Origin of the sequence: Nocardiopsis sinuspersici (assembly GCF_001998325.1) — a bacterium.
Lineage (GTDB): Bacteria > Actinomycetota > Actinomycetes > Streptosporangiales > Streptosporangiaceae > Nocardiopsis > Nocardiopsis sinuspersici.
Genome location: NZ_MCOK01000001.1, coordinates 3,430,447 through 3,454,260 on the forward strand (window position 1 = coordinate 3,430,447; position 23,814 = coordinate 3,454,260).

22 protein-coding genes, 2 tRNA genes and 1 pseudogene are annotated in these 23,814 nt (G+C 73.2%); 10 read left to right on the forward strand and 15 right to left on the reverse strand.

Features of this window, described 5'->3' with window-relative positions; genetic code table 11:
- Window positions 1-71: 71 nt before the first annotated feature.
- The 8 genes and pseudogenes from NOSIN_RS14815 to NOSIN_RS14850 form a co-directional block, all read right to left on the reverse strand.
- Window positions 72-1,334, reverse strand: a complete 1,263-nt coding sequence (locus tag NOSIN_RS14815; RefSeq protein WP_077691304.1) for a cytochrome P450 — start codon at window positions 1,332-1,334, stop codon at window positions 72-74.
- On the reverse strand, window positions 1,331-2,002 hold the full coding sequence (locus NOSIN_RS14820; RefSeq protein WP_077691305.1) for a GTP-binding protein: 672 nt from the start codon (window positions 2,000-2,002) through the stop codon (window positions 1,331-1,333). Before NOSIN_RS14820 ends, NOSIN_RS14815 begins: the two co-directional genes overlap by 4 nt.
- On the reverse strand, window positions 1,983-2,342 hold the full coding sequence (locus NOSIN_RS14825) for a DUF742 domain-containing protein (protein WP_077691306.1): 360 nt from the start codon (window positions 2,340-2,342) through the stop codon (window positions 1,983-1,985). Before NOSIN_RS14825 ends, NOSIN_RS14820 begins: the two co-directional genes overlap by 20 nt.
- A gap of 98 nt (window positions 2,343-2,440) precedes the next feature.
- Window positions 2,441-2,839: pseudogene (locus NOSIN_RS14830) on the reverse strand (roadblock/LC7 domain-containing protein); the annotation flags it as partial.
- 91 nt (window positions 2,840-2,930) lie between these two features.
- Window positions 2,931-4,541, reverse strand: a complete 1,611-nt coding sequence (locus tag NOSIN_RS14835; RefSeq protein ID WP_077691308.1) for a sensor histidine kinase — start codon at window positions 4,539-4,541, stop codon at window positions 2,931-2,933.
- Between the two features lie 267 nt (window positions 4,542-4,808).
- A complete protein-coding gene (locus tag NOSIN_RS14840; RefSeq protein ID WP_077691309.1) occupies window positions 4,809-5,204 on the reverse strand; it encodes a hypothetical protein in 396 nt (131 codons plus the stop codon).
- The gene (locus NOSIN_RS14845; RefSeq protein ID WP_236743373.1) at window positions 5,204-6,277 is read right to left on the reverse strand and encodes a serine hydrolase domain-containing protein; all 1,074 of its coding nucleotides are present in this window, start codon (window positions 6,275-6,277) and stop codon (window positions 5,204-5,206) included. Before NOSIN_RS14845 ends, NOSIN_RS14840 begins: the two co-directional genes overlap by 1 nt.
- 240 nt (window positions 6,278-6,517) lie before the next feature.
- Window positions 6,518-7,042 (reverse strand): ArsR/SmtB family transcription factor, encoded by a 525-nt coding sequence (locus NOSIN_RS14850; RefSeq protein WP_077691311.1) that lies wholly within the window; start codon window positions 7,040-7,042, stop codon window positions 6,518-6,520.
- 246 nt (window positions 7,043-7,288) lie between these two features.
- Between NOSIN_RS14850 and NOSIN_RS14855 the strand changes: the two genes are divergently transcribed.
- Together NOSIN_RS14855 and NOSIN_RS28210 are read left to right on the forward strand one after the other, a co-directional pair.
- Window positions 7,289-7,816, forward strand: a complete 528-nt coding sequence (locus NOSIN_RS14855) for a DUF7144 family membrane protein (protein ID WP_077691312.1) — start codon at window positions 7,289-7,291, stop codon at window positions 7,814-7,816.
- Between the two features lie 154 nt (window positions 7,817-7,970).
- Window positions 7,971-8,516 carry a TetR family transcriptional regulator gene (locus tag NOSIN_RS28210; RefSeq protein ID WP_077691313.1) on the forward strand — a complete coding sequence of 182 codons (546 nt, stop codon included), beginning with the start codon at window positions 7,971-7,973 and terminating at the stop codon, window positions 8,514-8,516.
- 91 nt (window positions 8,517-8,607) lie between these two features.
- On the opposite strand, the gene NOSIN_RS14865 is transcribed toward NOSIN_RS28210, so the two are convergent.
- Window positions 8,608-9,054, reverse strand: a complete 447-nt coding sequence (locus NOSIN_RS14865; protein WP_077691314.1) for a carboxymuconolactone decarboxylase family protein — start codon at window positions 9,052-9,054, stop codon at window positions 8,608-8,610.
- 261 nt (window positions 9,055-9,315) lie between these two features.
- Between NOSIN_RS14865 and NOSIN_RS14870 the strand changes: the two genes are divergently transcribed.
- Window positions 9,316-10,671 carry an MATE family efflux transporter gene (locus NOSIN_RS14870; RefSeq protein ID WP_077691315.1) on the forward strand — a complete coding sequence of 452 codons (1,356 nt, stop codon included), beginning with the start codon at window positions 9,316-9,318 and terminating at the stop codon, window positions 10,669-10,671.
- Between the two features lie 68 nt (window positions 10,672-10,739).
- Here the strand turns inward: NOSIN_RS14870 and NOSIN_RS14875 are convergent, their stop codons facing one another.
- A complete protein-coding gene (locus NOSIN_RS14875) occupies window positions 10,740-11,183 on the reverse strand; it encodes a nitroreductase family deazaflavin-dependent oxidoreductase (protein ID WP_077691316.1) in 444 nt (147 codons plus the stop codon).
- Window positions 11,184-11,511: 328 nt separating this feature from the next.
- Between NOSIN_RS14875 and NOSIN_RS14880 the strand changes: the two genes are divergently transcribed.
- Together NOSIN_RS14880 and NOSIN_RS14885 are read left to right on the forward strand one after the other, a co-directional pair.
- Window positions 11,512-12,174, forward strand: coding sequence for a TetR/AcrR family transcriptional regulator (locus tag NOSIN_RS14880; protein ID WP_077691317.1), 663 nt, complete (start codon window positions 11,512-11,514; stop codon window positions 12,172-12,174).
- A 39-nt stretch (window positions 12,175-12,213) separates the two neighbouring features.
- Window positions 12,214-14,757 (forward strand): MMPL family transporter, encoded by a 2,544-nt coding sequence (locus NOSIN_RS14885; protein WP_077691318.1) that lies wholly within the window; start codon window positions 12,214-12,216, stop codon window positions 14,755-14,757.
- A 163-nt stretch (window positions 14,758-14,920) separates the two neighbouring features.
- On the opposite strand, the gene NOSIN_RS14890 is transcribed toward NOSIN_RS14885, so the two are convergent.
- Window positions 14,921-15,556 (reverse strand): TetR/AcrR family transcriptional regulator, encoded by a 636-nt coding sequence (locus NOSIN_RS14890; protein ID WP_077691319.1) that lies wholly within the window; start codon window positions 15,554-15,556, stop codon window positions 14,921-14,923.
- 261 nt (window positions 15,557-15,817) lie between these two features.
- Here NOSIN_RS14890 and NOSIN_RS14895 point away from each other — a divergent pair, with 261 nt between their 5' ends.
- Window positions 15,818-16,993, forward strand: coding sequence for an acyl-CoA dehydrogenase family protein (locus NOSIN_RS14895; protein WP_077691320.1), 1,176 nt, complete (start codon window positions 15,818-15,820; stop codon window positions 16,991-16,993).
- Window positions 16,994-17,180: 187 nt separating this feature from the next.
- On the opposite strand, the gene NOSIN_RS14900 is transcribed toward NOSIN_RS14895, so the two are convergent.
- Both NOSIN_RS14900 and manA read right to left on the reverse strand, forming a co-directional pair.
- Window positions 17,181-17,555: an FKBP-type peptidyl-prolyl cis-trans isomerase gene (locus NOSIN_RS14900; RefSeq protein WP_077691321.1), complete on the reverse strand. Its 375-nt coding sequence runs from the start codon at window positions 17,553-17,555 to the stop codon at window positions 17,181-17,183.
- Window positions 17,556-17,657: 102 nt separating this feature from the next.
- Complete coding sequence (gene manA / locus NOSIN_RS14905) at window positions 17,658-18,842, reverse strand: mannose-6-phosphate isomerase, class I (protein ID WP_077691322.1); 1,185 nt, start codon at window positions 18,840-18,842, stop codon at window positions 17,658-17,660.
- A gap of 458 nt (window positions 18,843-19,300) precedes the next feature.
- Here manA and NOSIN_RS14910 point away from each other — a divergent pair, with 458 nt between their 5' ends.
- Window positions 19,301-19,798: a GNAT family N-acetyltransferase gene (locus tag NOSIN_RS14910; protein WP_077691323.1), complete on the forward strand. Its 498-nt coding sequence runs from the start codon at window positions 19,301-19,303 to the stop codon at window positions 19,796-19,798.
- 23 nt (window positions 19,799-19,821) lie between these two features.
- Here the strand turns inward: NOSIN_RS14910 and NOSIN_RS14915 are convergent, their stop codons facing one another.
- Window positions 19,822-20,373, reverse strand: coding sequence for a TetR/AcrR family transcriptional regulator (locus tag NOSIN_RS14915; RefSeq protein WP_077691324.1), 552 nt, complete (start codon window positions 20,371-20,373; stop codon window positions 19,822-19,824).
- A 190-nt stretch (window positions 20,374-20,563) separates the two neighbouring features.
- Between NOSIN_RS14915 and NOSIN_RS14920 the strand changes: the two genes are divergently transcribed.
- Window positions 20,564-22,348: an MFS transporter gene (locus tag NOSIN_RS14920; RefSeq protein ID WP_077691325.1), complete on the forward strand. Its 1,785-nt coding sequence runs from the start codon at window positions 20,564-20,566 to the stop codon at window positions 22,346-22,348.
- Here NOSIN_RS14920 and NOSIN_RS14925 read toward each other — a convergent pair.
- Window positions 22,288-23,457: a molybdopterin molybdotransferase MoeA gene (locus NOSIN_RS14925; protein WP_077691326.1), complete on the reverse strand. Its 1,170-nt coding sequence runs from the start codon at window positions 23,455-23,457 to the stop codon at window positions 22,288-22,290. The two genes, NOSIN_RS14920 and NOSIN_RS14925, sit on opposite strands and share 61 nt — an antisense overlap.
- Window positions 23,458-23,627: 170 nt before the next feature.
- On the opposite strand from NOSIN_RS14925, the gene NOSIN_RS14930 reads away from it, so the two are divergent.
- Both NOSIN_RS14930 and NOSIN_RS14935 read left to right on the forward strand, forming a co-directional pair.
- Window positions 23,628-23,700 (forward strand) — tRNA-Gly (locus NOSIN_RS14930).
- Between the two features lie 41 nt (window positions 23,701-23,741).
- Window positions 23,742-23,812 (forward strand) — tRNA-Cys (locus NOSIN_RS14935).
- Window positions 23,813-23,814 lie beyond the last annotated feature (2 nt).

Here is a 23,814-nt window from a genome sequence, read left to right on the forward strand (position 1 = left end):
GCGGTGCGCGGCGGGAGGACGGACACCTCCTCCCGCCGCGCCATCCTCCGTCCCGCCGCCTCCTCGGTGCGCTACCTCCCCGGCGTGAACCGCACCGGGAGTTCGAACAGCCCGCGCATCCACACCGACGGCCGCCACTCCAGCCGGTCCGGCGGAACCGCCATCCGCACGTCCGGCAACCGGTCCAGCAGGCTCTCCACCGCCGTGCGGGCGATCGTCGTCGCCAACTCCGGAGCGGGGAAGGGACACCCGTGCTCGCCGTGCCCGAAAGACATCTGCGCGCGGTTGCCGGCGTAGATGTCGGGGAGCCCGGCGTGCAGGCGGGGGTCGGAGTTGGCCGCGGACAGGCCCAGGACGAGCAGGTCTCCGCGGCGGATACGGCGCCCGCCCAGCTCGCAGGTCTGCGCGGCCCACCGGCCGATGAAGTTCTGGGTGGGGGTGTTCTTCCACAGGACCTCGTTGAGGGCCTCGCCGGAGCTGCTGCGTCCCCCCTGCAGGGTGAGCGAGAACTGGTCGTCGACCAGCATCAGCCGCAGGGTGTTGCCGATCCAGTTGCCGGTGGGCGCCTGGGCCGCGGCGAGGATGACGAGGAGGTCGATGACCGCCTCGGCGTCGCTCAGGCCCGCCGGGTGCAGCAGGAGCCGGGAGGGCACGTCGTCGCGGGGCGCGCGGCGGCGGTCGGCGACCAGGTTCCCCATGCGGGTGTGGAGCCGCTGGTGGGCCCCGCCCGCGTCGGCGGTGACGTCGAGCGACAGGAGGATGTCGCGCACCATGGCCGGGACCTCCCCCTCCGGTATGCCGTACAGGCGGGCGACCACCCCGGCGGGGATGTGGTGCGCGTACTGGCCGACCAGGTCGGCCTCGCCCTCGGCCGAGAAGGTGTCGATGAGCCCGTCGGCGACCTGCTGGCACAGGGCCTTGAGGTCGATGCGGTCGGTGGCGTCCAGGGCGTCGCCGATCGCCCCGGCGCGGCGCTGGTGGTCGGCCCCCTCGGCGAACATGACCGAGGGGGTCCACATCACGTAGGGCAGGAGCGGCCAGTCCTCGGGGATGTCGTCCCACTGGTTCCAGCGGCGGCAGTCCCGGGCGAACCACTCGGGCCTGCTGGTGACGTGGTGCAGCTCCCGGTATCCCAGCACGAACCAGGCGGGGACGTCCCCGTCCAGCAGGATGGGCGCGACCGGGCCGAAGCGCCTGCGCAGCTCCTCGTAGAGCCCGGCGGGATCGCGGGCGATGTCGGGGCCGTAGAAGCGGACGGCCTCGGCGTGGTCGGGGGACGGCGGACCGCTGCTGGGCGGGGCGGCGGCCTCCGTCAGGCCCGGGGTGTCGTTCACTGCGTGTCCTCGGGAGTGGATGCGGACGTGGGCACGGAGGTGGACGCGGGCACGGCCGCGGACCCGCGTACGGGTCCGGACACGTGCTGGACGAGGGTGACCAGGACGTCGCGGCTGGACTCGCGGCTGCGCGCGTCGCAGTCCACCAGGGGGACCCGGTCGGAGACGTCGAGGGCTCGGCGCACCTCGGCGAGGCCGGGACCGGGGCCGGGGCCGAAGCGGTTCACCGCGACGACGAAGGGCGTGCGGTGGTGTTCGAGCCGGTCGATGGCGTACCAGGAGTCCCGGACCCGGTCGGTGTCCACGAGGACGACCGCGCCGAGGCTGCCCGTGAACAGTTGGTTCCACAGGAACCAGAACCGCTTCTGGCCCGGGGCGCCGAAGAGGTAGAGCACGCGCCGCTCGTCGATGGTGATGCGCCCGAAGTCGAAGGCCGCGGTGGTGGTGCGCTTGTCGCGGACCGCGCTGACGTCGTCGACGCCCTCGCCGGCCTGGGTCATGACCTCCTCGGTGCTCAGCGGGCGCATCTCGCTGACGGAGCCGACCAGGGTGGTCTTGCCGACGCCGAAGCCGCCGACGACGACGATCTTGAGGGCGTTGTCGGCCGTTGTGGCGAGCGGGGCCCGGAGCACCGGCGCGGCCCGCTGTTCAGAGGCGTTGGAGGGCAAGGAGCACCTGCTTCAGGGTCTCGGGGTCGTGTCCCTCGGCACGCTGGGCCGAGGAGGCGGGGTGGCGGGCCGCCACCCGCCCCGTGTCCAGCAGGTCGAGCAGCAGGATCCGCACGACGCTGACGGGCAGCCCGAGTTCCGCGGAGACCTCCACCACGGCGGTCGGGAACACGCACATCCGCAGGATCGCGGCGTGCTCGGACTGCATTCCGGGCACGGGCTCGCACTCGGAGACGATGAGGGTGACCGAGTCGAGCGCGTCGGCGTCGGCGTCGCCGCGTCCGCCGGTCACGGTGTACAGGCGGTCCGGGGACTCCCGCTGGAGAGGTCCGTGGTTCATCGCGTCTGTTCGGCGCCCGTTCCGGCCCACTCGGTCCGACCGCCCCGGCCGGTCTCCCCGGTCATGCCGATCCGGTCGCCCTCCCCGATCCAGTCGGTCCGGGCGGTCCGGCGCGGCGCCGCCGTCAGGAAGCCGCCGATCTGCTCGACGAGCTCGTTCATGTTGTGGCCGACCACGCCGACGTCGGCCTCCTGGGTGGTGACGACCGCCAGGTGGGCGCCCTCGCCCGCGCCGACGATGAGCAGGACCCCGCCGCCGAACTCGGCCATGGCCTGGCCCGCCCCGCCGCCGTCCCCGAACTCGGCGGAGGCGCTCAGGGACAGGCTCTGGATGCCCGCGGAGATCGCGGCGAGCTGGTCTGCGCGGTCCACGTGCAGTTCTCTGGTGTGGCACATCTTGAGTCCGTCCCTGGACAGGACGAGGACGTGGCGGATGCCCGGTGTCCTGTGGCGCAGGTTCTCCAGAAGCCAGTCGAGACTGGTGTCCATGGTCTCCATCGGGCCTTCGCTCTTCCCTTCGGCTTGTCTGGGCTCTTCGTCGTGCCGGGCGACCGGTGGGTCCGGTGCGGCCGGAGCGGTGGAGTGGGTGTCACCGCGTCCCGTGCGGGGCGTCACCGGTGCCGCCCGCGTCGCGGAAGGCCGCGAACCTGGTGCCGGGGTCGCCGGTTCCGGGTATGTGCGCCGGCTGCTGGGAGAGCTGGCGCGGTTCCTCCCGCAGCGCCGCCGCCAGGGTCTGGCCGCGCCGCCGCTGGGGCAGCCCGGAGGCGCGGCGCGAGGACGCGGCCGGGGCGGCGGCCAGGACACGGTCGTGGGCGGCGTCCTCGGCGGGGAGGGAGCGCCGCCCGGTGTCGCGGGCGGAGCCCGGCCCGTCGAGCACGGGCCGGGAGTCGGTGACCAGGTGGGGCGGGACGAGGACGACGACGCCGATACCGCCGCGTGCCGAGGGCCGGAAGCTGACGCTGAGCCCGTACTTGTCGGCGAGGCGGCCCACGACCGCCAGGCCCATGCGGGTTCCGCGCAGGGTGGACAGGTCGCGCGGGTGGGTGACCAGGCTCTCGGCCAGCCTGCGCTCGCGCATGCGCATGCCCAGACCGCCGTCCTCCACGATGACGGTCAGGCCGGTGTCCTCCTCCTGGACGTAGACGTGGACCTCGGTGCCGTACGCGGAGAAGTTGGCGGCGTTGTCCATGAGCTCGGCCAGGGCCTGCATGACGCCCTCGGCGGCGTATCCGGCGATGGCGGCGGTGCTGACGTTGTGCAGGCGCACGCGGCGGTAGGCGCTGATCCGGCCCATGGCGCCGCGCAGGATGCTCTCCATGACGATGGGGCGGGTCCAGCGCCGGCCCGAGCGGCCCCCGGCCAGGACGACGAAGCCGTCGGTGAGGCGGCCGGTGCGCGACACCCCGTGGTCGAGGTCGAGCAGGTCGCCGAAGATGCCGGGGGCGTCGCCGTAGCGGTCCTGGAGCTCGCGGAGCCTGGCCAGCAGGGTGGTCAGGTGGGCCTGGATACGGGCGCCGGAGGCGGAGGCGGCCTCCATGGCCGAGGCGGAGCGGCGCGCGGCCGCCAGCAACTCCTCCAGGACGTGCCGGCGCAGCCGTGCGAGTGCGTCGTCGACGGTCGGCAGTTCGTCCTGGAGGGCCTCGGCGGCGCCGATGCGGTCCTCGCGGACGCGGGTGACCATGAGCGGCAGTCCGGTGCGGTCCAGGTCGGCGATCTGCTCCTCCAGGACGGAGCGGCGGGCCCGGTCGTGGGCGGCACGGGCCTCGACGGCGTCGAGTTCGGTTCCGACGGCGTGGGCGAGCCGGTGCAGCGCGGCGTGGCCGGGCTGCGGATGGCGGGCGAGGACCTCACGCGCGGAGCGGCCCTCGCGGACGCCCTCGGCGAGGGCGGGCAGGACCTGTTCGACCAGGTGGTCCGCCTCGCGTTCGAGCGTCTCGGCGGTGGCGTCGGCCCGGGTGCCGTGGTCGCGGGCGGCGCGGGCGGCCGCGGCCTGGTGGGCGGCGACGACCACGGCCGCGCACAGGGCGATCCCGGCCGTCCCGACGGCGAGGGCCACGCTCTGGCGCGCGTCGGCGGGGGCGGAGATCACCACCCACGACCAGGCGGGGGCCACCAGCGCGGTCACGAGGAGGAGCGCGACCAGGGCCTGTTGTCCGGGGCGGGGACCGTGCCGTTTCCGGCCGGACGCATGTACTGACATGGGCGGAATCCTCGCGGGGCAATCGTGCGAAGGGGGCGGGGCGGCGCCCGCCTCCGTCGCCCGGTCTCCGGGCAGGGGAGGTCCACCCGGATATCCCTCGGGCCGGGGGCATTCGAAGGCGGACGGAATTTACCGTAGACCACATGGGAAAGGCACGTGGGCGTTCTGGTCAGGAATACCCGCGACCTTTCCGGGAAACGGGGCGCTCCGTCGTTTCCGAATTCTGACATTCCCAGCATTCGACACTTTTTGCCCATCGTTTCCCCGTCAGCCGAAGACGCCGAGGACGAGGAGCGCGGTGACGGCCACCGCGAGGAACACCAGCGTGCCGACCGCGGAGACCCGCCTCGTGGCCGCGCTCCGGTCCCCGGCCCGGGCGGGCAGCTCCGGCCAGCGCAGCACCACGCCCGCGGCGGCGGCCGCCGTCAGGGCCGAGACCAGGTACCACACCGCCACGGGGAAGACCGCCCACGAGGTCATGAGCAGGGCGATCAGCAGGTAGAGGAGTGTGCCGGCCAGCCGGGCCAGCGCGTCCCAGCGGTCCGGGAAGCGGTGGCGCCCCTCGCCGCGCCAGGCCCGCAGGACGATGTCCGACGCGCTCAGTACGCAGATGCCGTTGAAGAACACTCCCATGGCGTAGGGAAGCAGGTCCATGGGATCCATCAGGAGTCCTCCCCCGTGAGCAGTTCCAGCGCCAGCGGCTCCAGCCCGGTGGTGGTGTTGCCGAAGGCGAGCACGGCCCGGTCGCCCTCCCGGTCCAGGGCGACCATGGCGGAGAACCCCCCGGTGCCCCCGTTGTGCCAGGTGACCTCGGTGCCCCCGTGCTCCTCCACGACCCAGGCGTAGCCGATCCGGCCGCCGTCCCCGTCCTCCCAGCGCGGTTCCAGGGCCGCCGTGCCGGGGGCGGTTCCCTCCAGCAGGGCGCGGACGTAGCGCTCCATGTCGGCGGGGGTGGAGCGGACCCCGCCCGCGGGCGCGTAGGCGTGTGCCAGCCAGGGATCGGCCAGGCGTCCGCGGTCGGTGTACCCCACGGTCGCGTCCTCGGGCAGGTCCTCCCGGGAGTCGGGCAGGATCGTCTCACCCATCCCCAGCGGGTCGAGCAGCCGGTCCCGCAGCAGGGTCGCGTAGTCGGTCCCGGCGGCGTTGGCCAGGGCCTGGCCCAGAACGGCCGTGCCCATGTTGGAGTAGCCGGACTCGCCGCGGCCGGACAGCTCGGCGGCGGCCACCTGCGCGACCAGGGTGTCGTAGTCGTAGGGGTAGGGGTCCAGGCCCAGGTTGGCGGCCGTCACAGAGATCGCCACGTCGGACAGGCGGCCGGGGAGCCGGGGCAGGCCGGAGCGGTGGCTGGACAGTTCGGCCAGGGTGACGTCGGCGGCCGGGGCGCCGTCCAGGTCGACGAGTTCGCCGAGCCGGGTGTCCCCGGTGACCTCGCCCCGCTCGACGGCGTCGGCGAGCAGCGCCCCGGTCATCGTCTTGGTCACCGACCCGATCTCGTAGCCGGTGTGCCCGTCCGCGCCGAAGTGGGCGGAGAGGGTCCGGTCGCCGTCGATCTCGACGACGCTGACCCTGTCGTGGGTGCCCCCGGCCAGCAGCGGCCGCGCCCGGTCGAGCAGGCCGGGGTCTCCGGTCTCCTCGGCGGACAGGGCCGGCGTGTGCGGCCGTACGACGATCCCGACGGCGACGACCAGGGCGGCCACCGCACAGGCGACCGCGACGATCCACGTTCTGGGTCCCACGGGACCCTCCTTTCCTCGTGTTCGGGGCTCCGCCCCGATCCACCCCATGTCCGGGCGCCCTGCGGGCGGGAGCCTTCGGCGCCTCCGACGGGTTGGCCCGTGCCCACGCCGTCGCCCGCCACCACCCTCGAACGACGCCTACGGCGCAGTTCCTCTGCGGACCCGTCTGCGGCACCTCCAGAACCCCGCCGGCGCCCGAACCACGTCCCCGAGGGCTGAGCGAGCACTCGCGAAAGGCCCCTAGGGCGCGCCTCCCGCCGCCGTCAGGATGGCGAGCAGGGGGACGACGCGTTCCGGGGGGATCGCGTAGTGGCCGCGCCGGACGGTGGTGAGCCATCCGGCCGCGGCGAGCAGGTTGACGTGGTGGTAGATCTGGCCGGTGGTGCCGAAGTCGGAGCGCTCGGCCAGTTCGGCGACGGTGCTGGTGCCGTCCCAGACGGCGTGCAGCAACTGGAGGCGGACGGGGTTGCCCAGGGCGTCGAGGCTGGCGGCGTGCCGGGACCAGTCGGCCCCCTCCAGCCGCTCGACCGGCAGCCCCTGCTGCCACTCCAGCCCGTTCTCCTCCCCCTCCCCGCGGACGATCCCGGCGAAGACCACGCCGCCGCGCCCGGTGACCTGCTCCCGCAGGGCGTTGAGCGCGAAGAACACGTCCTCCGGCGGCCGCGCCGCGGCTCCGGCCCGCGCGGACCGCCCGTGCGCGCCGTCCTCCAGGGCCGCGACCCGTGCCTCCAGGTCCGCCAGCCGCTCCTCCGCCGTTCTCTCCATCACGCCTCCACTGTACCTGTTATTCCGTAATTACGTAATACCGTTGACCCAGCCACCGCGCCCCGGGGCTTTGCCCGATCCGGAGACGACGGTGAGGTGCCGCTGACCCGCCGGGTTCGATGATGGGTGCAGGATGCGTGGACCGCGCATCCGCAGGGGACACCCGAGCGGCCGTTCCCACGTCCCGGTCCCGGGCGCTGCCCGACGAGGACCTCCGGGGCCCGGGGACGGCCGGAAGGAGCGGACATGCGAACGCAGGGAGCCAACGGCTGGCAGTTCTTCGTCGCGACACTGCTGGTCGTCATCGGTGCCGTCAACATCGTCCAGGGGCTGGTGGCCTCCTTCACCCCCGTCTTCTACGCAGCCACGGGCGCGGACGTGCTCTTCCTGGAGTACGAGGCCTGGGGCGTCCTGCTCGGCCTGTGGGGCGTGGCCCTGGTGATCACCGGGCTGGCCGTGCTGTCCCTCAGCACGTGGGCCCGGGCCTTCGCGCTCGTCCTCACCGCGGCGAACGCCGTCGCCCAACTGGGCTTCGCCATGGCGATGCCGCTGTGGTCGATGGTGGCCATCGCCGTGGACATCGTGGTGATCTACGGCCTGACCGCCGGCTGGCCCTCCGCGGTGGCGTTCACGGAGCGCCCGGAGGAGGCGCGGGAGCCCGAGGGGGACGAGGCCGCCTACCGCAGCGGATACGACGCCTCCCACGCGGCTCCCCGCCCCACGCGGTCACCCGAGCAGACCAGCGGATCACACCAGACCACCGAGTCGCAGTAGACCGCCGGCCGGGGTCGCCGAGGACCCCTCCCGGGCCGCCCCCGTTCCCGGAGCGGGGGCGGTTCCGCACGGCCGGAGCCGCCCGGACACCGGCCCTCCGGGTCTCCTCCGGCCCCGGCCCCGGAGCGGGCGCGCGGAGGCGGACGCGGCGGTCGTGCCCCTGCCGGTCGGTGGCCTTCGTGGCCTCCCTGCTGCCACCGTCGGATCCGGCGCTGAAGACGATCGCGTCGACATCGCCGAACGCGCCGGAGTGGCCGAGCCGCTGGTCTACGACCACTTCGGCAACAGGGCCGGCGTCCTCGCAGAGCTCCACCGCGAGTTCGACGCCCGCCGGCACGAGGCTCGACGCGGCACTGCAAGGCGCCGAGCGCGAGCTGCGCGCCGTGGCGGAGGTCGTCGCGGGGGCCCGCATCGACTGCGCCCTGGCCGAGGGAAGAGAACCGGCCGATGTCATCGCCGCACCGGCCGGCTCGCCGACACCGGACCGGCTGCGCCAGGACGCCGAAGACGCCCACAGCGGGAGGTGTCGCGAGGCCCCGGCCCCGTTCTCGGGGCCGGAGCCGGTCGACACGGCCGACCTCCGCGCGGTCGTCGGCGCAGCGGCGCCCTCGCCAGGGCCGCGGTCACGGGGAGGTTCGGGGCCGGTCAGGCGCGCGCAGCGCTCACCCGGGTCGTCACGGCCGTCGCCTCGAAGGGCTGAGGGGTACGCCGAGGCCGTGGACGCGTCGGAGCGGCCCCGCGTGCTCCGGCTCCGGGCCACCGAGCCGCTGCGCCGGTGGCCCGTACCGGTCTCAGCGCTTGCGCGGGTGCAGGTGGCTGGTGACGGCCAGCCGGTTGTAGAGGTTGATCATCGAGGCTGCGGTGATGAGCGCGGCCAGGGCCTGGTCGTCGAAGTGCTCGGCGGCGGCCCCGTAGGCCTCGTCGGACACCCCGTGCTCGCCCAGCCGGGTGATCTCGTCGGTGAGCGCCAGGGCGGCCCGCTCGGCGTCGGTGAAGATCTCACCGGCCTCATACCAGGCGGAGACCAGGAAGAGCCGCTGCTGGGTCTCTCCGGCCTCCTGGGCCGTCCGGGTGTGCAGGTCGACGCAGAAGGAGCAGCCGTTGAGCACCGAGGCGCGCAGTTTGACCAGTTCCAGGAGACCGGCGTCGAGGTGCCCGGCGATGATCTTGTCGATTTCGTCCAGTTTTCCGTAGACCTCGGGAAGTTTCTTCGCCCAGATCACGCGTTCTTCGGCCACGGGAACAGCCCTCCTCGTCGGACGCCTTCGCCGCCCCGGTCCGGGAACCGGGGTCCTGGCGACCACGCTACCAACGCGCTGACCTCCCCGAGGGGCCGGGATCCGAACCGGGCGGGAAAGGCCGATTCCGGACGTTTTCCGGCTCTTCCGAAAAGGCTCGGCACGGCGAAAGAGAGCTTTCCCGGAGTTCGATATCGCCGTTGCCGGCCGGGATGTTAGGTTCTGTGGCGCCACAGGAAAAACCCTCTCGGAGGAAGACCGATGTCCACCGCGTCCGAGTCGGAGGACACCACGGAACCGGCGGGCGGCCCCGAGGCCGTGGGCGCCCTGGCCGGGAGGGTCGCGGGCAAGGCGGGGCCGCTGTACCTGTCCATGCTCGCCACCATGGCGGGCGGCATGGTCACCGCGGGGGTGCTCGGCAACGCCGGGACCGCGCAGCTCGCGGCCTACGCCGTGGTCATCGCGGTGTTCAATCCGGTGCTGATGGTCGTCCAGGGCGCGTTGCGCGGGTCGATGCCCTTCGTCGCCGAGCACGGGGACGATCCCCGAAGGCTCGCCCCGGTGGTCCGCGACAGCCTGTGGCTGGCCCTGGCCATGGGCGCGCTCGGCGGCCTCCTGGTCGCCACCGCCCCCCTGTGGGGCCGGCTGGCCGGGGTGGCCGCCCCCACGCTGGCCGCGCTCGGCCCCTATCCGCTGCTCATGGGCCTGTACGTGGTCGTCGCCTCGGTGAAGGCCTCGGTGACCGTGCTGCTCACCGGCCTCGGACACAACCGTGCCGTCCTGGCGCTGAGCCTGGTCACCACCGCCCTCGCGGTCGTCCTCGTTCCCGCACTCGTGCTGGGCCCGGGCCCGGTGCCCGCGATGGGACTCCCCGGCGCCGGTTCGGCGGTGCTGCTCCACGGGTGCGCCACCGTCTGCCTGTCGCTGTACGTCGCGCGTCGCGTGACCGTCCTGCGCGGACGGCCGATCGGGCTCGGCGCGCCCCGCTGGGCCGGTGTCCGGCGGATCGCACGGGTGGGGCTGCCCACCGGCTCCACCCTGCTGGTCAAGTTCGGCGCGATGGGCGTCCTGGCGCTGGCGGCGGCCCGGATCGGCCCCGCGGAGGCCGCGGCCCACCAACTGCTCGTGGTCGTGGCCACCTTCGTGTTCCTCGCGGCCGCGGCCACCGGGCAGGCCACCGTGCCCTTCACCGCACGCGCGGCGGGAAGGGGTGACCGGGCCGGGGTGCGCCGGTCCGTCCTGGCGGGCTACCTGGTGGCGGTCCCGGTGGTCGCGGTCAGCGCGACGCTGGTGTGGGCCGCCTCGGGGACGGTCGTCGGCCTGTTCACCGACGACCCCGAGGTGGCGGCCCTGGTGACCGCGCTGCTGCCCGTGCTGTGCGCGGTGGCCGTGGCCGACGCCGCGCAGGCACTGCCCGGTATGGGCCTGTTGGGCATCAAGAAAGCCAGGTCCTCGATGCATGCGTTCGCTGTCTGCTACGGACTGCTGGCCCTGGTGGCGGTGCCCGTCGCCGGGGCCGGAGGGCTGACGTCGCTGTGGGCGGTGTACGCGGTGGCGACCGCCGGGCTGGTGGTCGGACAGGGCCTGGCGTTCCGGCGGCTGTCCGCGCGGGTCTGACACCGCGGGAACCCGGCGGTGCCGACCGGGTCCGCGGATGCCGGAACGGCCGGCGGCCCCGGGACGGCTCAGTGGCCGTCGACGGGCTCCAGGACGAAGACCGGGATCTCGCGGTCGGTCTTCTTCTGGTACTCGGCGTAGTCGGGGAACGCCTCCACGGCGCGCTCCCACCACAGCGCCTTCTCCTCGCCCGTGACCTCACGGGCCGTCATGTCCTTGCGCACGGTGCCGTCCCGGAGTTCCACGTGCGGGTGGGCGACGACGTTGTAGTACCAGACGGGGTGCTTGGGCGCTCCGCCGAGCGAGGCGACGGCGGCGTAGCGGCCCTCGTGCTCCACCCGCATCAGCGGCGTCTTGCGCAGCTTGCCGGTCTTGGCTCCACGCGTGGTGAGCAGGATGACGGGCCTGCCCTTCAGGGTCATCCCCTCGGTCCCGCCGGAACTCTCGATCTGCTCGACCTGCTTGCGCACCCACTCCATCGTGTTCGGCGCGTACTCACCTTCGAGCGGCATGGAATCCCTCCCGTCGTCGTGTCCGTCTCGCCACAGGACACTACTCCCCGCACCACCGCCCGTGGAGTACGAGCCGGGGCGGCGCGGCGGCCGGGGAGGACACCCCGCCCGAGGGGCCGCGGGCCGGCGCCGCCGGCCTCGGTTCGAACCGAGGCGACCGGACTGCTCAGCGCGGCCGCGTGCGCCTCGGGACGGCACGGCGCCGTCCGGGGCGGCTCCGAGGCCAAGCCCACCGGTTCACGAACGCTCCCGGCCACGGCCCCGGGTGTGACCGGGTGCACTCAGTGCTTCGTTGCACTTAGTGCATCCGTGTCCGTAACGTTGGAACGTGGACAAACAGCAGGAACCGCCCTCACGTGACCGGCGTGAGGCACTGAAGTCGCGCCACCGCCGCGCCATCGTCGACGCCGCCGCCGCGCTGATGACCGAACGCGGGGACACGGGCTTCACCGTCGACCAGCTCGCCGAACGGGCCGACGTCTCCCGCAGGACCGTGTTCAACCACTTCAGGTCCCTGGACGACATCGTCCTCGAGGTGTTCGGCGGGATGCTGGAGGCGATCGTCGACAGCATCGAGGCCAACCTCACCGCCGCCACCGGCGACCACGCGGGGAACATGTTCGACGAGTTCGCAGCGGCGATACGCGAGACCGACCTGGTCACCCCGATCACCCGGCTCAAGCGCTTCCTCAGGCAGAAGGGGCACGAGCCCGCCCCGAGCCAGGCGGCGCTGTTCGAGCGGGCCATCAACGACGTGAGCGCCCGCCTGTCGGCGATCATGACGCACCGCCATCCGCGGGCCGACCCGCTCGTGGTCGACCTCATGTGCGGCGCGGTCATCAGCGGTGGCACGGTCATGGTCCAGCGCTGGGAGCAGGTCACCGGAGGGGTCGACAGCGACGACTCCCGCCGGGTCTGGGCCGACCTGCTGGACCGCATGCTCGCCGTGAACCGTGACGGCTACGGAAACGTCGGCCCCCACACCTCCTGAGCGCACCGCGCGCTCCCACCCACTCCGTTTGCAGGAGCCATGGCTGAATTTCTCTACAGACTCGGGCGTGCGTGCGCACGTCGCGCCCCCACCGTCATCGCGGTCTGGCTGGCCCTCCTGGTGGCCTCCGGCACCGCCTTCCTCCTCTTCTCGGGCGAGCTGAAGGACAGCTTCTCCATTCCCGGGACGCCCACCGACGAGGTGGAACAGCTCCTGTCGGAGGAGTTCTCCGGGATGGGCGGCGGCTCGGGCACCGTCGTCTACCAGACCGAGGACGGCTCGGACTTCACCGGGGAGCAGCGGGACGCGATCGCCGACCGCGCCGAGGAGGCCACCGGGGTCTCCGGCGTGGAGGACGTGATCGACCCGTTCGCCACGGAGCAGGAGCGCGCCGACCAGCGGCAGGAGCTGGTGGAGGGCCGCGAGGAGCTGGAGAGCGGGCTGGAGGAGCTCGAAGCCGGCCAGGCGGAGCTCGACGAGGGCCGCTCCCAGGCCGAGGCCACCGGGACACTCGACCAGGCCGAGGCCGGGCTCGACGCCGAGCAGGCCGTGATCGACCAGAAGCGCGAGGGGCTGGAGGCCGGCCTGGAGGAGGTCGAGCGGGGCGAGGCCATGCTGGAGACGGCCTCCGGGATCCGCTCGGTCTCCGAGGACGGCGACACCGCCCTGGTCCGCGTCACCTTCACCGACAGCCAGACGGAGGTCACCCAGGAGACCCGCGACGCCGTCATGGAGGTCTTCGAGAGCGACCCCGTGCCGGGCACCACCGTCGACTTCGGCAACGACATGGCCATGGCCATGCCCACCCTGGTCAGCGCCGCCGAGGTGATCGGTGTGATCGTGGCCGGCGTGGTCCTGATGGTCATGCTGGGCACCCTGGTGGGCGCGGGCCTGCCGCTCCTGACGGCGCTCGTCGGCGTCGGTGTCGCCACCCTGATCGCGATGTCGCTGTCGGGAGTGCTGGAGATGGCGTCGGTGACACCGATCCTGGGCCTGATGCTCGGCCTGGCCGTCGGTATCGACTACGCGCTGTTCATCATCAACCGGCACCGCCGCCAGCTCAAGCAGGGCGTCGGCGTCGGCGCGTCCATCGGTCTGGCCAACGGGACCGCGGGCAACGCCGTGGTGTTCGCGGGAACGACCGTGCTCATCGCGCTGCTGGGCCTGAACCTGACCGGAATCGGGTTCCTGGGCCTCATGGGCAGCGTGGCCGCCGTCTCCATCGCCATCGCCGTGTTCATCGCGATCACGCTCGTTCCGGCGCTGCTGTCACTTCTGGGCACGCGCGTCCTGTCCCGCCGTGAGCGCGCCCGCCTCTCCGAGAACGCCTCCGCTCCCGTGGAGGGCGCGGGTCCGGCGGAGCGGACCCGGCCGATGCCGACCGGCCGTGCACTGGCCCAGGCCGCCGTCGCCGTGATCGCCCTGGGCGTGGTCGCCCTGCCCGCCCTCGACCTGCGGCTGGGCATGCCCGACGGTTCCTCGGAGCCCACCGACTCCACCCAGTACCGGGCCTTCACCGCCGTGGAGGAGAACTTCGGCGCGGGGCAGAACGGCCCGCTCCTGGTCGTGGCCGGGCTCACCGGAGGACCGGACGAGGAGGCCGCGGAGCGCAACGCCGAGGAGGAGCAGGCGCTGGTCGCGGAGGAGATCCACTCCCACGACGACGTGGCGGCGGTGGCCCCCATCGCCGTCTCCGACGACCACACCCTGGCCATCTTCCAGGTCGTGCCCGTCGAGGGCCCGGCCAGCGCCTCCACCGAGGAGCTCGTGCACACCCTCCGCGACATGGAGCCGATCGAGGGCACCGGGCCGCTGGGGGTCGCGGGCATGGCCAGCGGCAACATCGACATCTCCGAGACCCTGAGCGACGCGCTGCCGACCTACCTCTCGGTGGTCGTGGGCCTGTCCCTGGTGATCCTGCTGCTGGTGTTCCGGTCGGTCTTCGTGCCGGTCGTGGCCACGCTCGGGTTCATCCTGTCCTTCTTCGCCGCGCTGGGCGGCGTGGTGGCCGTCTACCAGTGGGGGTGGCTGGGCGGCCTCTTCGGGCTGGAGAACACCGGACCGGTGCTGAACTTCCTGCCCACGCTCCTGGCCGGGATCCTGTTCGGCCTGGCGATGGACTACATGCTCTTCATCGGCACGGGCATGCGCGAGGCCTACGTGCACGGCTCGCCCTCGCGGACCGCCGTGGTGCAGGGCTTCCGGGCCGGGCGCGCGGTGGTCGCCGCCGCGGCGGTCATCATGATCTCGGTGTTCGGCGGGTTCGTCTTCTCCCACAGCGTCATGATCAGCTCGATCGGTTTCGCGCTCGCCTTCGGTGTGCTCATCGACGCCTTCGTCGTGCGCATGGCACTGATCCCCGCGCTCATGCACCTGGCCGGGGACGCGGCGTGGTGGCTGCCCAGGTGGCTCGACCGGATCCTGCCCGACATCGACGTGGAGGGCGCCTCCCTGGAGAGCCGCCACCCGCGTGAGCGGGCGGCCGGGGACGACGGCGCCCCGACCGGGGACGCCCCGGCCGACGGGGACACGCGCTCCTCCTCCGAGGAGGCCGCGGAACGGGTGTCCTCCGAGCGGAGCTGAGGCAGGGGCACACTCGGCCCAGGGGCCCGGGAGCGGTGGGGACCGCACCCGGGCCCCTCGCGCGATCGGGCCGTGGCGGTGCCGGGCCGCCTCGGCGGGCGCACGCCTCCGGGGCGGGCCGTCCGGGCGGCCCCTCCCCGTGGTGGCGGGCCGCCTCCCGTGGTCAGTCCCGGGTCCTGACCCGGTCGAAGACGCCGGTGAGCCCGTCCAGGAAGGCCGACAGCGCCAGCTCGAAGCTCGCGTCGTCGATCTCGGTGGCGTGCTCGGGCAGGCGGTGGGCCTGCGACAGGTTGGGGTAGCGGTCCCGGTAGACGCGCACGTCGTCGTCGAACCCGCGCGCGAAGGAGTTGGTGGCGGCACCCACGACCAGGTACTTGGTGGACGCGCCGATCATCGTGGCGTAGCGGGGCGGCCATCCGGCGCCCACCAGTCCGCCGTGCACGGCGTCGGCGCGGCGCAGCGCCTCCTCACGGCGTCCGGGTCCGGAGGAGACCACCGGCAGCAGGTGGGGGTGCTCGGTGAGGGCGTCGCGGTAGGACCTGGCCCAGACGGTGAGCCCCTCGCGCCAATCGCCGCCCTCGAAGCCCGAGACGTCGATGTGGGAGGTGACCTCGTTGGCGACGTCGGTGAGCAGCTCCTCCTTGGTGCGGTAGTGGCTGTAGAGGGAGGCCGCCTGGACGTCGAGCTCCTGGGCGAGCTTGCGCATGGACAGTCCGTCCAGTCCGGCCCGGTCGATGAGCGCGAGCGCGGCCTGTCGGATGGCCGGCTTGCTCAGGATCGGCGTCTTGGGTCGGGCCACGGAAGGATCCTCTTCTCCACTGCGGCGGACGAGCCGGTCCCTCCGGCGTCCGGCCTGATCATCGCATGTCGGTGCACCGTATGCGGCCCCTCGGCGGTCTTTCCTCGCACGGGCGAACCGGCCCCCGGGCGCCTCCCCGGCCCGTGCCGCGGCGCCGGCGCGCCCGCTCCCACCTGCTCGGAGCCCTCCCCTTGCACGCACCGCCATGAACACCGTACCCTCAAATAACCGAACACTGTTAGGTTACTGGGGAGACAGGCCGTGATCGATTTCTCACTGAGCGAAGAGCAGCGCGCCGTACGCGACTGGGTACGGACTTTCGTCGAGCGGGAGCTGATGCCGCTGGAGAACGAGGTGCTGCGCCGCGAGCGCGAGGGGCACCCGCCCGGGCTCAACGCCGAGGAGAACGCCCGCCTGCGCGCGCTGGCCCGCAAGTCCGACTTCTGGGGTGTGGAGACCCCCGAGGAGTACGGCGGCATGGGCCTGGACCCGATCACCGCCGCGATCATCGAGACCGAGCTGGGCAGGACCTTCCTGACCTTCAAGTTCGGCGGTGAGGCCGACAACATCCTCTACTACGCCAACGAGGAGCAGAAGGAGCGCTACCTGCTGCCCACCATCGCCGGTGAGCGCCGCTCCTGCTTCGCCATCACCGAGCCCGGAGCGGGCTCCGACGCCAAGGCGATCCGCACCCGCGCGGTCCGCGACGGCGACGAGTGGGTCATCAACGGTGAGAAGACCTTCATCACCGGCGGCAACGAGGCCGACTTCACCATGGTCTTCGCCGTCACCGACCCCGAGAAGGGCGCCAACGGCGGCGTGACCTGCTTCCTGGCCGACCGCGAGGCCGGCTGGACCTCCGAGCCCATCGACACCATGGGCGAGCGCCGCCCCGCCGCCCTGGTCTTCCAGGACGTGCGCGTGCCCCATGCGAACATCCTGGGCGAGGAGGGCCGCGGCTTCGAGCTGGCCATGAAGTGGATCGGCAAGGGCCGCTACCTGCTGCCCGCCCGCGCGCTCGGCGGCTGCGAGCGCCTGCTGGACATGGCGATCGAGTACTCCCTCACGCGCGAGACCTTCGGCGCGCCCATCGCCGACCGGCAGGCCATCCAGTGGATGATCGCCGACTCCCAGACCGAGATCGAGGCGCTGCGCCTGCTGGTGCTGCACGCCGCCTGGCAGGTCTCGGTGGGCAAGGACTCGCGGCACGCGCAGTCCATCGCCAAGCTCTTCGGCGGCGTGAAGGCCAACGAGATCGTCGACCGCGTCATGCAGATCCACGGCGGCATGGGCTACACCCGTGAGCTGCCCATCGAGCGCTTCTACCGCGACGTGCGGCTGCTGCGCATCTTCGAGGGCACGGACGAGATCCAGCGCCGCACGATCGCCCGCGACCTGCTCAAGGGCCACGTGAAGGTGGGCGCAACCTTGGGCTAGGAGCGGGAGAGGGGGCCCGTGCCGCACGTGGGAGCGTGGCACGGGCCCCCTCGTATGCCCGGGTCCGTCCGCGTGCCCGCGCGGGCGGACCGAGCGGCGGACGGACGGGACACCGACGTCCCCGGCATCCGCCGGAGACCGGTGGAGGGCCGGACGGACGCCGCCGGGAGGGCCGGGAGAACGCTCCCTAGCGCACGCCGACCAGGTCGCAGACGAAGATCAGGGTCTCGTTCGGCTTGATGGCGCCGGGGGCGCCGCGCTCGCCGTAGGCCAGGTGCGGCGGGATGACCAGCTTGCGGCGGCCGCCCACGCGCATGCCCATGACGCCCTGGTCCCAGCCCTGGATGACCTGTCCGGCGCCGAGGCGGAAGCTCAGCGGGGCGCCGCGGTTCCAGCTCGCGTCGAACTCCTCGCCGCTGGAGAAGGACACACCGACGTAGTGGACGTCGACGGTGCTGCCGTGACCGGCCTGCTCGCCCTCGCCGATCTCGATGTCGGTGACCTCCAGGTCGGCGGGCGGCGGGCCCTCGATGAAGTCGATCTCCGGACGCTCAAGCGCCATGGTGATACCCCTTGTGTTGTCTATGAGAACAGAGAGGCCCAGGGTATCGGCGCGCCCGGGTGCCCCGGTGCGGTCCGGACGCGGCGCGAGCCGGTCCGCCCCTCAGCGGTCCCCGACGGTCGCGGCGACGACGTGCCCGTGTCCCTCGACCTTGACCGGGCCGCTGTCGGCCTGGACGAACACCGACTCACCGCGTTGCAGGGTCAGCCCCTGGCCGACCTCGGCGACCAGCTCCACCTGCCCGTGCAGGGCGAGCATGACGGTCGGCCCCTCCCCCGGCAGGTGGGCGGTGATGCGGCCCGGGCCGATCTCGTGCAGCGCGAACTCGGGCGCGGCCGGACGGAACTCCCGGCGCCCCTCCCGGTGGTCGGGCCGTGCGTAGGGGATGGGCAGCACCGAGAAGTCGACCACGTCGAGCAGCTCGGGCGCGTCCACGTGCTTGCGGGTCAGCCCGGCGCGCAGCACGTTGTCGGAGCTGGCCATCACCTCGACCGCGGTCCCCTGGAGGTAGGCGTGCATGTTGCCCGCGGGCAGGAACAGTGCCTGCCCCGGGCCCAGGGTGACCCGGTTGAGCAGCAGGGCGGCGACCGCGCCCGGGTCGCCCGGGTAGCGGTCGGCCAGGTCCGCGACGATGCCGCTGTGGGAACCGCGCGCGCCGGAGGCCGACCACTCGCGCACGAACTCGCCGATCAGCCGCGCCCGGCCGTCCTCGGGGAGGGTGAGCAGGCGGGTCAGGGCGGCGCGCAGGGCGGCGTGGGTGTCGGCCAGGGCCAGGTCGAGGCGCAGCAAGGCGGCCAGTTCGCAGGTGAGCCCGCTCAGGTCGGCGTAGGCGGCGGCGGGTTCGCGGAAGCCGCACAGCGCCTCGAAGGGTTCCAGGGCGAGGAGGAGTTCGGGCTTGTGGTGGGGGTCGCGGTAGTTGCGGTGGGGTGCGTCGAGGGGGATGCCCGCGCGCTCCTCGGCCTCGAACCCGGACCGGGCGCGGGCGGCGTCGGGATGCACCTGGAGGGACAGGGGCTCCTCGGCGGCCAGGACCTTGAGCAGGAAGGGCAGCCGACCGCCGAAGCGCTCCGTGGTGCGGCGCCCCAGCACACGGTGGGGGTTCTCGGCGATAAGGCCGGGCAGGGGGCGCGGGCCGTCCTCGCAGTGCGCCGTGCTCGGCGCGCCGTGGTGTGCGCCCAGCCAGAGCTCGGCCTGGGGTGTGCCGTCGGGTTCGGTGCCCAACAGCCGTGGGATGGCCGTGCGAGCTCCCCAGGCGTAAGGTCTGACCTGGTTGGTGAGCCTGTGCATCCGCCCCCCGCTTTCCCGTCTGCGTGTCCTCACCCCGTGGACGCCCCCGCGAAGTGGCAACAGTCTCGCGAAGGGAGCCGGTCGCGGTCGATACGGCGCGCCCCACTCGTGGCGGTAGTGCACACTTCACCTCGCGGGGTGGGCGGGCACCCTACGAGCACGGGGCCCGATTGCGGCAACGAAGTTACCGGGAAGTAAATCACGATCGCCGACACGTGAACAGCACCGCGTGGTCACCTCCCGGGACACGATTGTCCTCCTGGAACACGGACGCCGCCAGGGGTGCCGACGGGTTCGGGGCCGTGTGGTTCCCGCGGTGGCGGCTCCTCACCCTCCACTCTTGGCCCCGGATGTCCCGGGCGTCCCGGGCATCCCGGGCGTCTCAAGATGCCGGTTGGGCCGTCGACCGGCTAGCGTGTGCTGGTTGTACTTGTTCCCCCGACCGGTGAGGCGGACACATGAGGCTGCGCCAGGGCGGGCCGGCGGATCTGCCGGCGGTGCTGGAAACGTTCGACTCCACCGTGGCCTGGCTGGCCGCGCACGGCCGCTCCGGCCAGTGGGGCGACCAACCCTGGTCACGCGACCCCGCCCGGATCGCCCTGGTGGAGGAACTCGTCACCGAGGGGTTGTGGGTGGCCGAGATCGGCGACGAGGCGGCCGGGTTCCTCACCATCACCGAGCAGGCTCCCGACTACGCGCCCCCGGTGGCCGAGCGCGAGCTCTACGTCCGCCTGCTGCTGGTCTCCCGTGCGCACGCCGGGAAGAACGTGGGCGGCACGCTGCTCGCCCTCGCCCGCAGGCAGGCGCACGTGCGCGGCATCGGACTGCTGCGCGTGGACTGCTGGGCCGGCGGCGACGGAGCCCTCGTGCGCTACTACGAGAGGCAGGGCTTCACCCCCGTCGAGCGGGTCCCCTCGGGGGACAAGGAGGTCCAGGTGTTCCGGCAGAGGGTCTGAGGGCCCAGGCCCGGGCGGGCGCCTCAGCGCTCGCGACGCACCTTGTCGGCGGCCTCGGCCAGGCGGTCGATCATCCGCCGGGTCAGCTCCGGATCGGGCTGGGGCAGGCCGGCGATCGCCGACATGTACAGTCCGTCGCCCGCGCGCAGGATGATCTCGGCCAGGACGGGGTCGTCGAGTTCCTCGTGCAGCAGCTCGCCCCAGCGGCTGAAGAGGTACCGGACCCTGCGGGTGGCCTCCTCGGGCAGGTCCTCCTGGCCGCGCAGGGCCGCGATGACCGCCCAGTACAGCTCACGCTCCTGCGGGCTGCGCGGCAGCGAGGTGCGCAGGAAGACGCGGACCACGCCCTCCCCTCCCTCCACGGCCTCGCGGAACTCCTCCTCCGCCAGCGCGCTCAGGCGTTCGATGAGCCCCGTGAGCATGGCGGCCTTGGACGGGAAGTGGTACAGCAGCCCGCCCTTGGACACCGAGGCGTCCCGGGCCACGGCCTCCAGGGTCACCCCCGAGTAACCCTCGTCGACGAGGATGTCCTGGAGGGAGTCGAGGATGCGGTCGCGGGTGTTCGAGGCAGTCACGATTGACACTGTACCGTCTGGACGGTACTGTACCGTCCGGACGGTCGAAGAGTCCCGGAGTACGTCCTCCGGTCGACCAGACTTCCCGTCCCGCCCGCCCGGCCGTTCGCCCTTCTCCGCCTCCCGCCGGGCCGCGACCGCGCCCCTCGTTCCGAGCGGCGCGCCACCAGCGATCACGTAACGAGGAAAGATGAGTTCCGCCAAGGCCGGAAACGGCACCACTGGCGTGCGCGGCCGCGATGACGCGGCGCCCGCCCTCGCGGGTCCGCGCGAATGGGCCGCCCTGGCCGTCCTGGTCCTGCCGGTGGTCCTGATCTCGGTCGACTCGACCGTGCTCGGGTTCGCCGTCCCCGAACTGAGCGAGCAGTTGCGCCCCACATCGGGCCAACTGCTGTGGATCGTCGACGTCTACGGCTTCGTCCTGGCCGGGCTGCTGGTCACCATGGGGTCGCTCGGCGACCGCGTCGGCCGACGGCGCCTGCTCATGATCGGCTCGGCCGCCTTCGGCGCGGCCTCCCTGCTGGCCGCCTTCTCCCCCACGGCCGAGGTGCTGGTCCTGGCCCGCGCCCTGCTCGGGATGGCGGGCGCGTCACTGATGCCCTCCACCCTGTCGCTGCTGCGCAACACCTTCCTGGACCCGCGCCAGCGGCTGCTGGCCATCGCCCTGTGGGGCTCCGGGTTCTCCGGCGGCGCGGCGCTCGGCCCGATCCTGGGCGGCTGGCTGCTGGAGCACTTCTCCTGGGGCTCGGTCTTCCTGATCAACCTGCCGGTGATGGCGCTGATCCTGGTGCTGGCCCCACTGCTGGTGCGCGAGTCGCGCAACCCCGAGCCGGGCCGCCTGGACCCGCTGAGCGTGGTGCTGTCGATGGCCGCGATGCTGCCCGCCGTGTACGGGGTCAAGAAGCTGGCCACCGAGGGGTTGGACGCCGTCGCCGTGGCGTCCCTGCTGGTCGGCCTGGCCCTGGGATACGCGTTCGTCCGCCGCCAGCGGGGGCTCCGCGATCCGCTGATCGACGTGGGCCTGTTCCGGTACCGGGTGTTCGGCGTGGCCGTGGCCACCAACCTGATGATCGTGTTCTCGCTGGTCTCGTCGCTGTTCTTCCTGACGCAGTACCTGCAACTGGTGCTGGGCGTCTCCCCGATGCGTGCCGGGTTCGTACTGGTCCCGGGCCTGGTGTTGTCGGTGCTGGCGAGCCTGGTCGCGGTACGGCTGTCGCGCCACCTGAGCCTGGCCACGGTGATCGGCGGGGCCCTGCTGGTGACCGCGACGGGGTTCGCGGTACTGGTGTTCGCGCCGCAGACCGGTGTGGTCACCGGTGTGACGCTCGTCGCGCTGGGGTTCGCCCTGATCGCCACGGGATCCGGGTTCGCCGAGACGCTGACCAACGGCGCGATCATGTCGGCCTCCCCTCCGCAGCGCGCGGGTGCGGCCTCGGCCATCTCCGAGACCGCCTACGAACTGGGCGCCGCGCTCGGCGTCGCGGTGCTGGGCAGCGTGCTGACCGCGTCCTACCGGGCGAACCTGGACGCGGTGGAGGGCGTGCCCCCGGAGGCCGTGGACGCCGCACGGGAGACGCTGGGCGGTGCCTCGAACACCGCCGCCGACCTGGGCGGCGGCGCGGGCGAGGCCCTCATGGGCGCGGCGCGGTCGGCGTTCACCGACGGGATGCACCTGACCAGCGCCATCGCCGTAGCGATCGTCCTGTACGCCGCCACGCAGGCCTGGGTGCTGCTGCGCGGCCGGGGCAACCCGGCGGTGGAGCCGGCGCCCGCTCCGGAGCCCGCCGGGGACGCCGGTGGCGTCGAGGGCGTCGAGGGCGTCGAAGCCTCCGAGAACGTCGAGGACACGGAGGACGCCGTCGAGGAGACCTCGGAGGGACCTTCCGGGGAGGCGTCCCGCCGGGTCCGGCCGGCTCAGGGAAGGCGGAGCAGGTCCGCCTCGGCGCCGCCCCAGTCGGGGGGCACCACCGCGTAGGCGTCGGCCTGGGCGGCACCCCGCAGACTGCCCGGCCGGTCGTGGCCGACCGGGCGGGCGCGGTCGCCGTCCAGGCGGACCGGGACGAGCCTGGTGTCCCTGGGGTGGGCGCTCACCCGCCCCTCCAGGACGGCCGGGGACAGCCCTTCGCAGGGGTCCGCGCGGCCGGTCATGGCGGCGAGCAGGGGGACCAGCAGGGTCACCGCCGCGACGAGTGCGGCGCCGGGGTTGCCCGGAAGGCCCACGAACACGGTCCGGTCGGTGTGGGCCAGCAGTTGCGGGTGGCCCGGGCGGCAGGCGACGCCGTCCACGACGACGTGGGCGTCCAACTCCGCCAGGACCGAGCGCAGGTGGTCGGCCGGCCCGCGCGAGGAGGACCCGCACACCACGACCACGTCACCGCCCGCGTCCGCCACGGCGCCGAGCATCGGCCGCCGGTCGTCGCCCAGGTGCCGTACCTCACCGACCCGCCCGCCCGCGCGGTCGACGATCCCGGGCAGCATCGGACCGATGGCGTCGCGCACGCTCCCGTCCCCGGGCAGGCCCGAGGTGGTGACCTCGTCCCCGGTGACCAGCACCGAGACCCGAGGGCTCAACACGGGCAGGGTCTCGTGGCCCAGGCTGGCGACCAGGCCCAGCGCCGCCGGGCCGACCACCGTCCCGCGCGTGAGAACGGTCTCTCCGGGAGCGGTCTCCTCCCCCGCCCAGCGCACGTGGCGGCCCGCCTCGGCGGGCCCGTCCACCGTCCCGCCACCGGCGACGGCCAGCTCGTAGGGCAGGACGGAGTCGGTGTCCTTGGGCACCCGGGCGCCCGTGGCGATCTCGACGGCCTCGCCGGGACGCAGGACCACGGACTCCGGGGACGCGCCCGCCAACTGCCTGCCGACCAGCCGCCAGGGGCCCCGGCCCGCCACGGCGAAACCGTCCATGGCCGAGGCGTCGAAGGCGGGCAGGCCCGCCAGGGCGCGCACGTCCGCGGCGAGGACCGCGCCCAGGGCCTCCGTGAGGGGGAGGTCGCGCGGAGCGGGGCTCCTCCGCCCGCCCAGAAGCCCGGCTGCCTCACGCGCCTGCGACCACGGCCGGTGATCGCCGTGTCCCCTCCCGCTCATACCGTCTCCCCTCACCACTCCGGTGTGCCCCCATTGTCCACCCGCCCACCCTTCCCCACCCGGGCACGGCGGACCAGTCCCTCCCTGCGTCGATTTGCCGTATCCCGACTTTCCGCTAGAGTTCTTACCAGCGGCACGGCGAGGCCCTCGGGTCCCGCGCCGGGCAGCAAGCGGACGTGGCTCAGCTGGTAGAGCATCACCTTGCCAAGGTGAGGGTCGCGGGTTCGAATCCCGTCGTCCGCTCGGAGGAGACGCGAGGCGCCCAGGCGCCTCTCGTGTAACTCGGTGGAGTGGCCGAGAGGCGAGGCAGCGGCCTGCAAAGCCGTCTACACGGGTTCGAATCCCGTCTCCACCTCG

Excerpts from the sequence above, each read along its gene's own strand:
- NOSIN_RS14870 (WP_077691315.1), top strand. The coding sequence starts at position 9,316 with ATGTCCACCGCGTCCGAGTCGGAGGACACCACGGAACCGGCGGGCGGC.
- NOSIN_RS14875 (WP_077691316.1), bottom strand. The coding sequence starts at position 11,183 with ATGCCGCTCGAAGGTGAGTACGCGCCGAACACGATGGAGTGGGTGCGC.
- NOSIN_RS14825 (WP_077691306.1), bottom strand. The coding sequence starts at position 2,342 with ATGAACCACGGACCTCTCCAGCGGGAGTCCCCGGACCGCCTGTACACC.
- NOSIN_RS14920 (WP_077691325.1), top strand. The coding sequence starts at position 20,564 with ATGAGTTCCGCCAAGGCCGGAAACGGCACCACTGGCGTGCGCGGCCGC.
- NOSIN_RS14925 (WP_077691326.1), bottom strand. The coding sequence starts at position 23,457 with ATGAGCGGGAGGGGACACGGCGATCACCGGCCGTGGTCGCAGGCGCGT.
- NOSIN_RS14835 (WP_077691308.1), bottom strand. The coding sequence starts at position 4,541 with ATGTCAGTACATGCGTCCGGCCGGAAACGGCACGGTCCCCGCCCCGGA.
- NOSIN_RS14850 (WP_077691311.1), bottom strand. The coding sequence starts at position 7,042 with ATGGAGAGAACGGCGGAGGAGCGGCTGGCGGACCTGGAGGCACGGGTC.
- NOSIN_RS14885 (WP_077691318.1), top strand. The coding sequence starts at position 12,214 with ATGGCTGAATTTCTCTACAGACTCGGGCGTGCGTGCGCACGTCGCGCC.
- NOSIN_RS14855 (WP_077691312.1), top strand. The coding sequence starts at position 7,289 with ATGCGAACGCAGGGAGCCAACGGCTGGCAGTTCTTCGTCGCGACACTG.
- NOSIN_RS14900 (WP_077691321.1), bottom strand. The coding sequence starts at position 17,555 with ATGGCGCTTGAGCGTCCGGAGATCGACTTCATCGAGGGCCCGCCGCCC.
- NOSIN_RS14840 (WP_077691309.1), bottom strand. The coding sequence starts at position 5,204 with ATGGATCCCATGGACCTGCTTCCCTACGCCATGGGAGTGTTCTTCAAC.
- manA (WP_077691322.1), bottom strand. The coding sequence starts at position 18,842 with ATGCACAGGCTCACCAACCAGGTCAGACCTTACGCCTGGGGAGCTCGC.
- NOSIN_RS14910 (WP_077691323.1), top strand. The coding sequence starts at position 19,301 with ATGAGGCTGCGCCAGGGCGGGCCGGCGGATCTGCCGGCGGTGCTGGAA.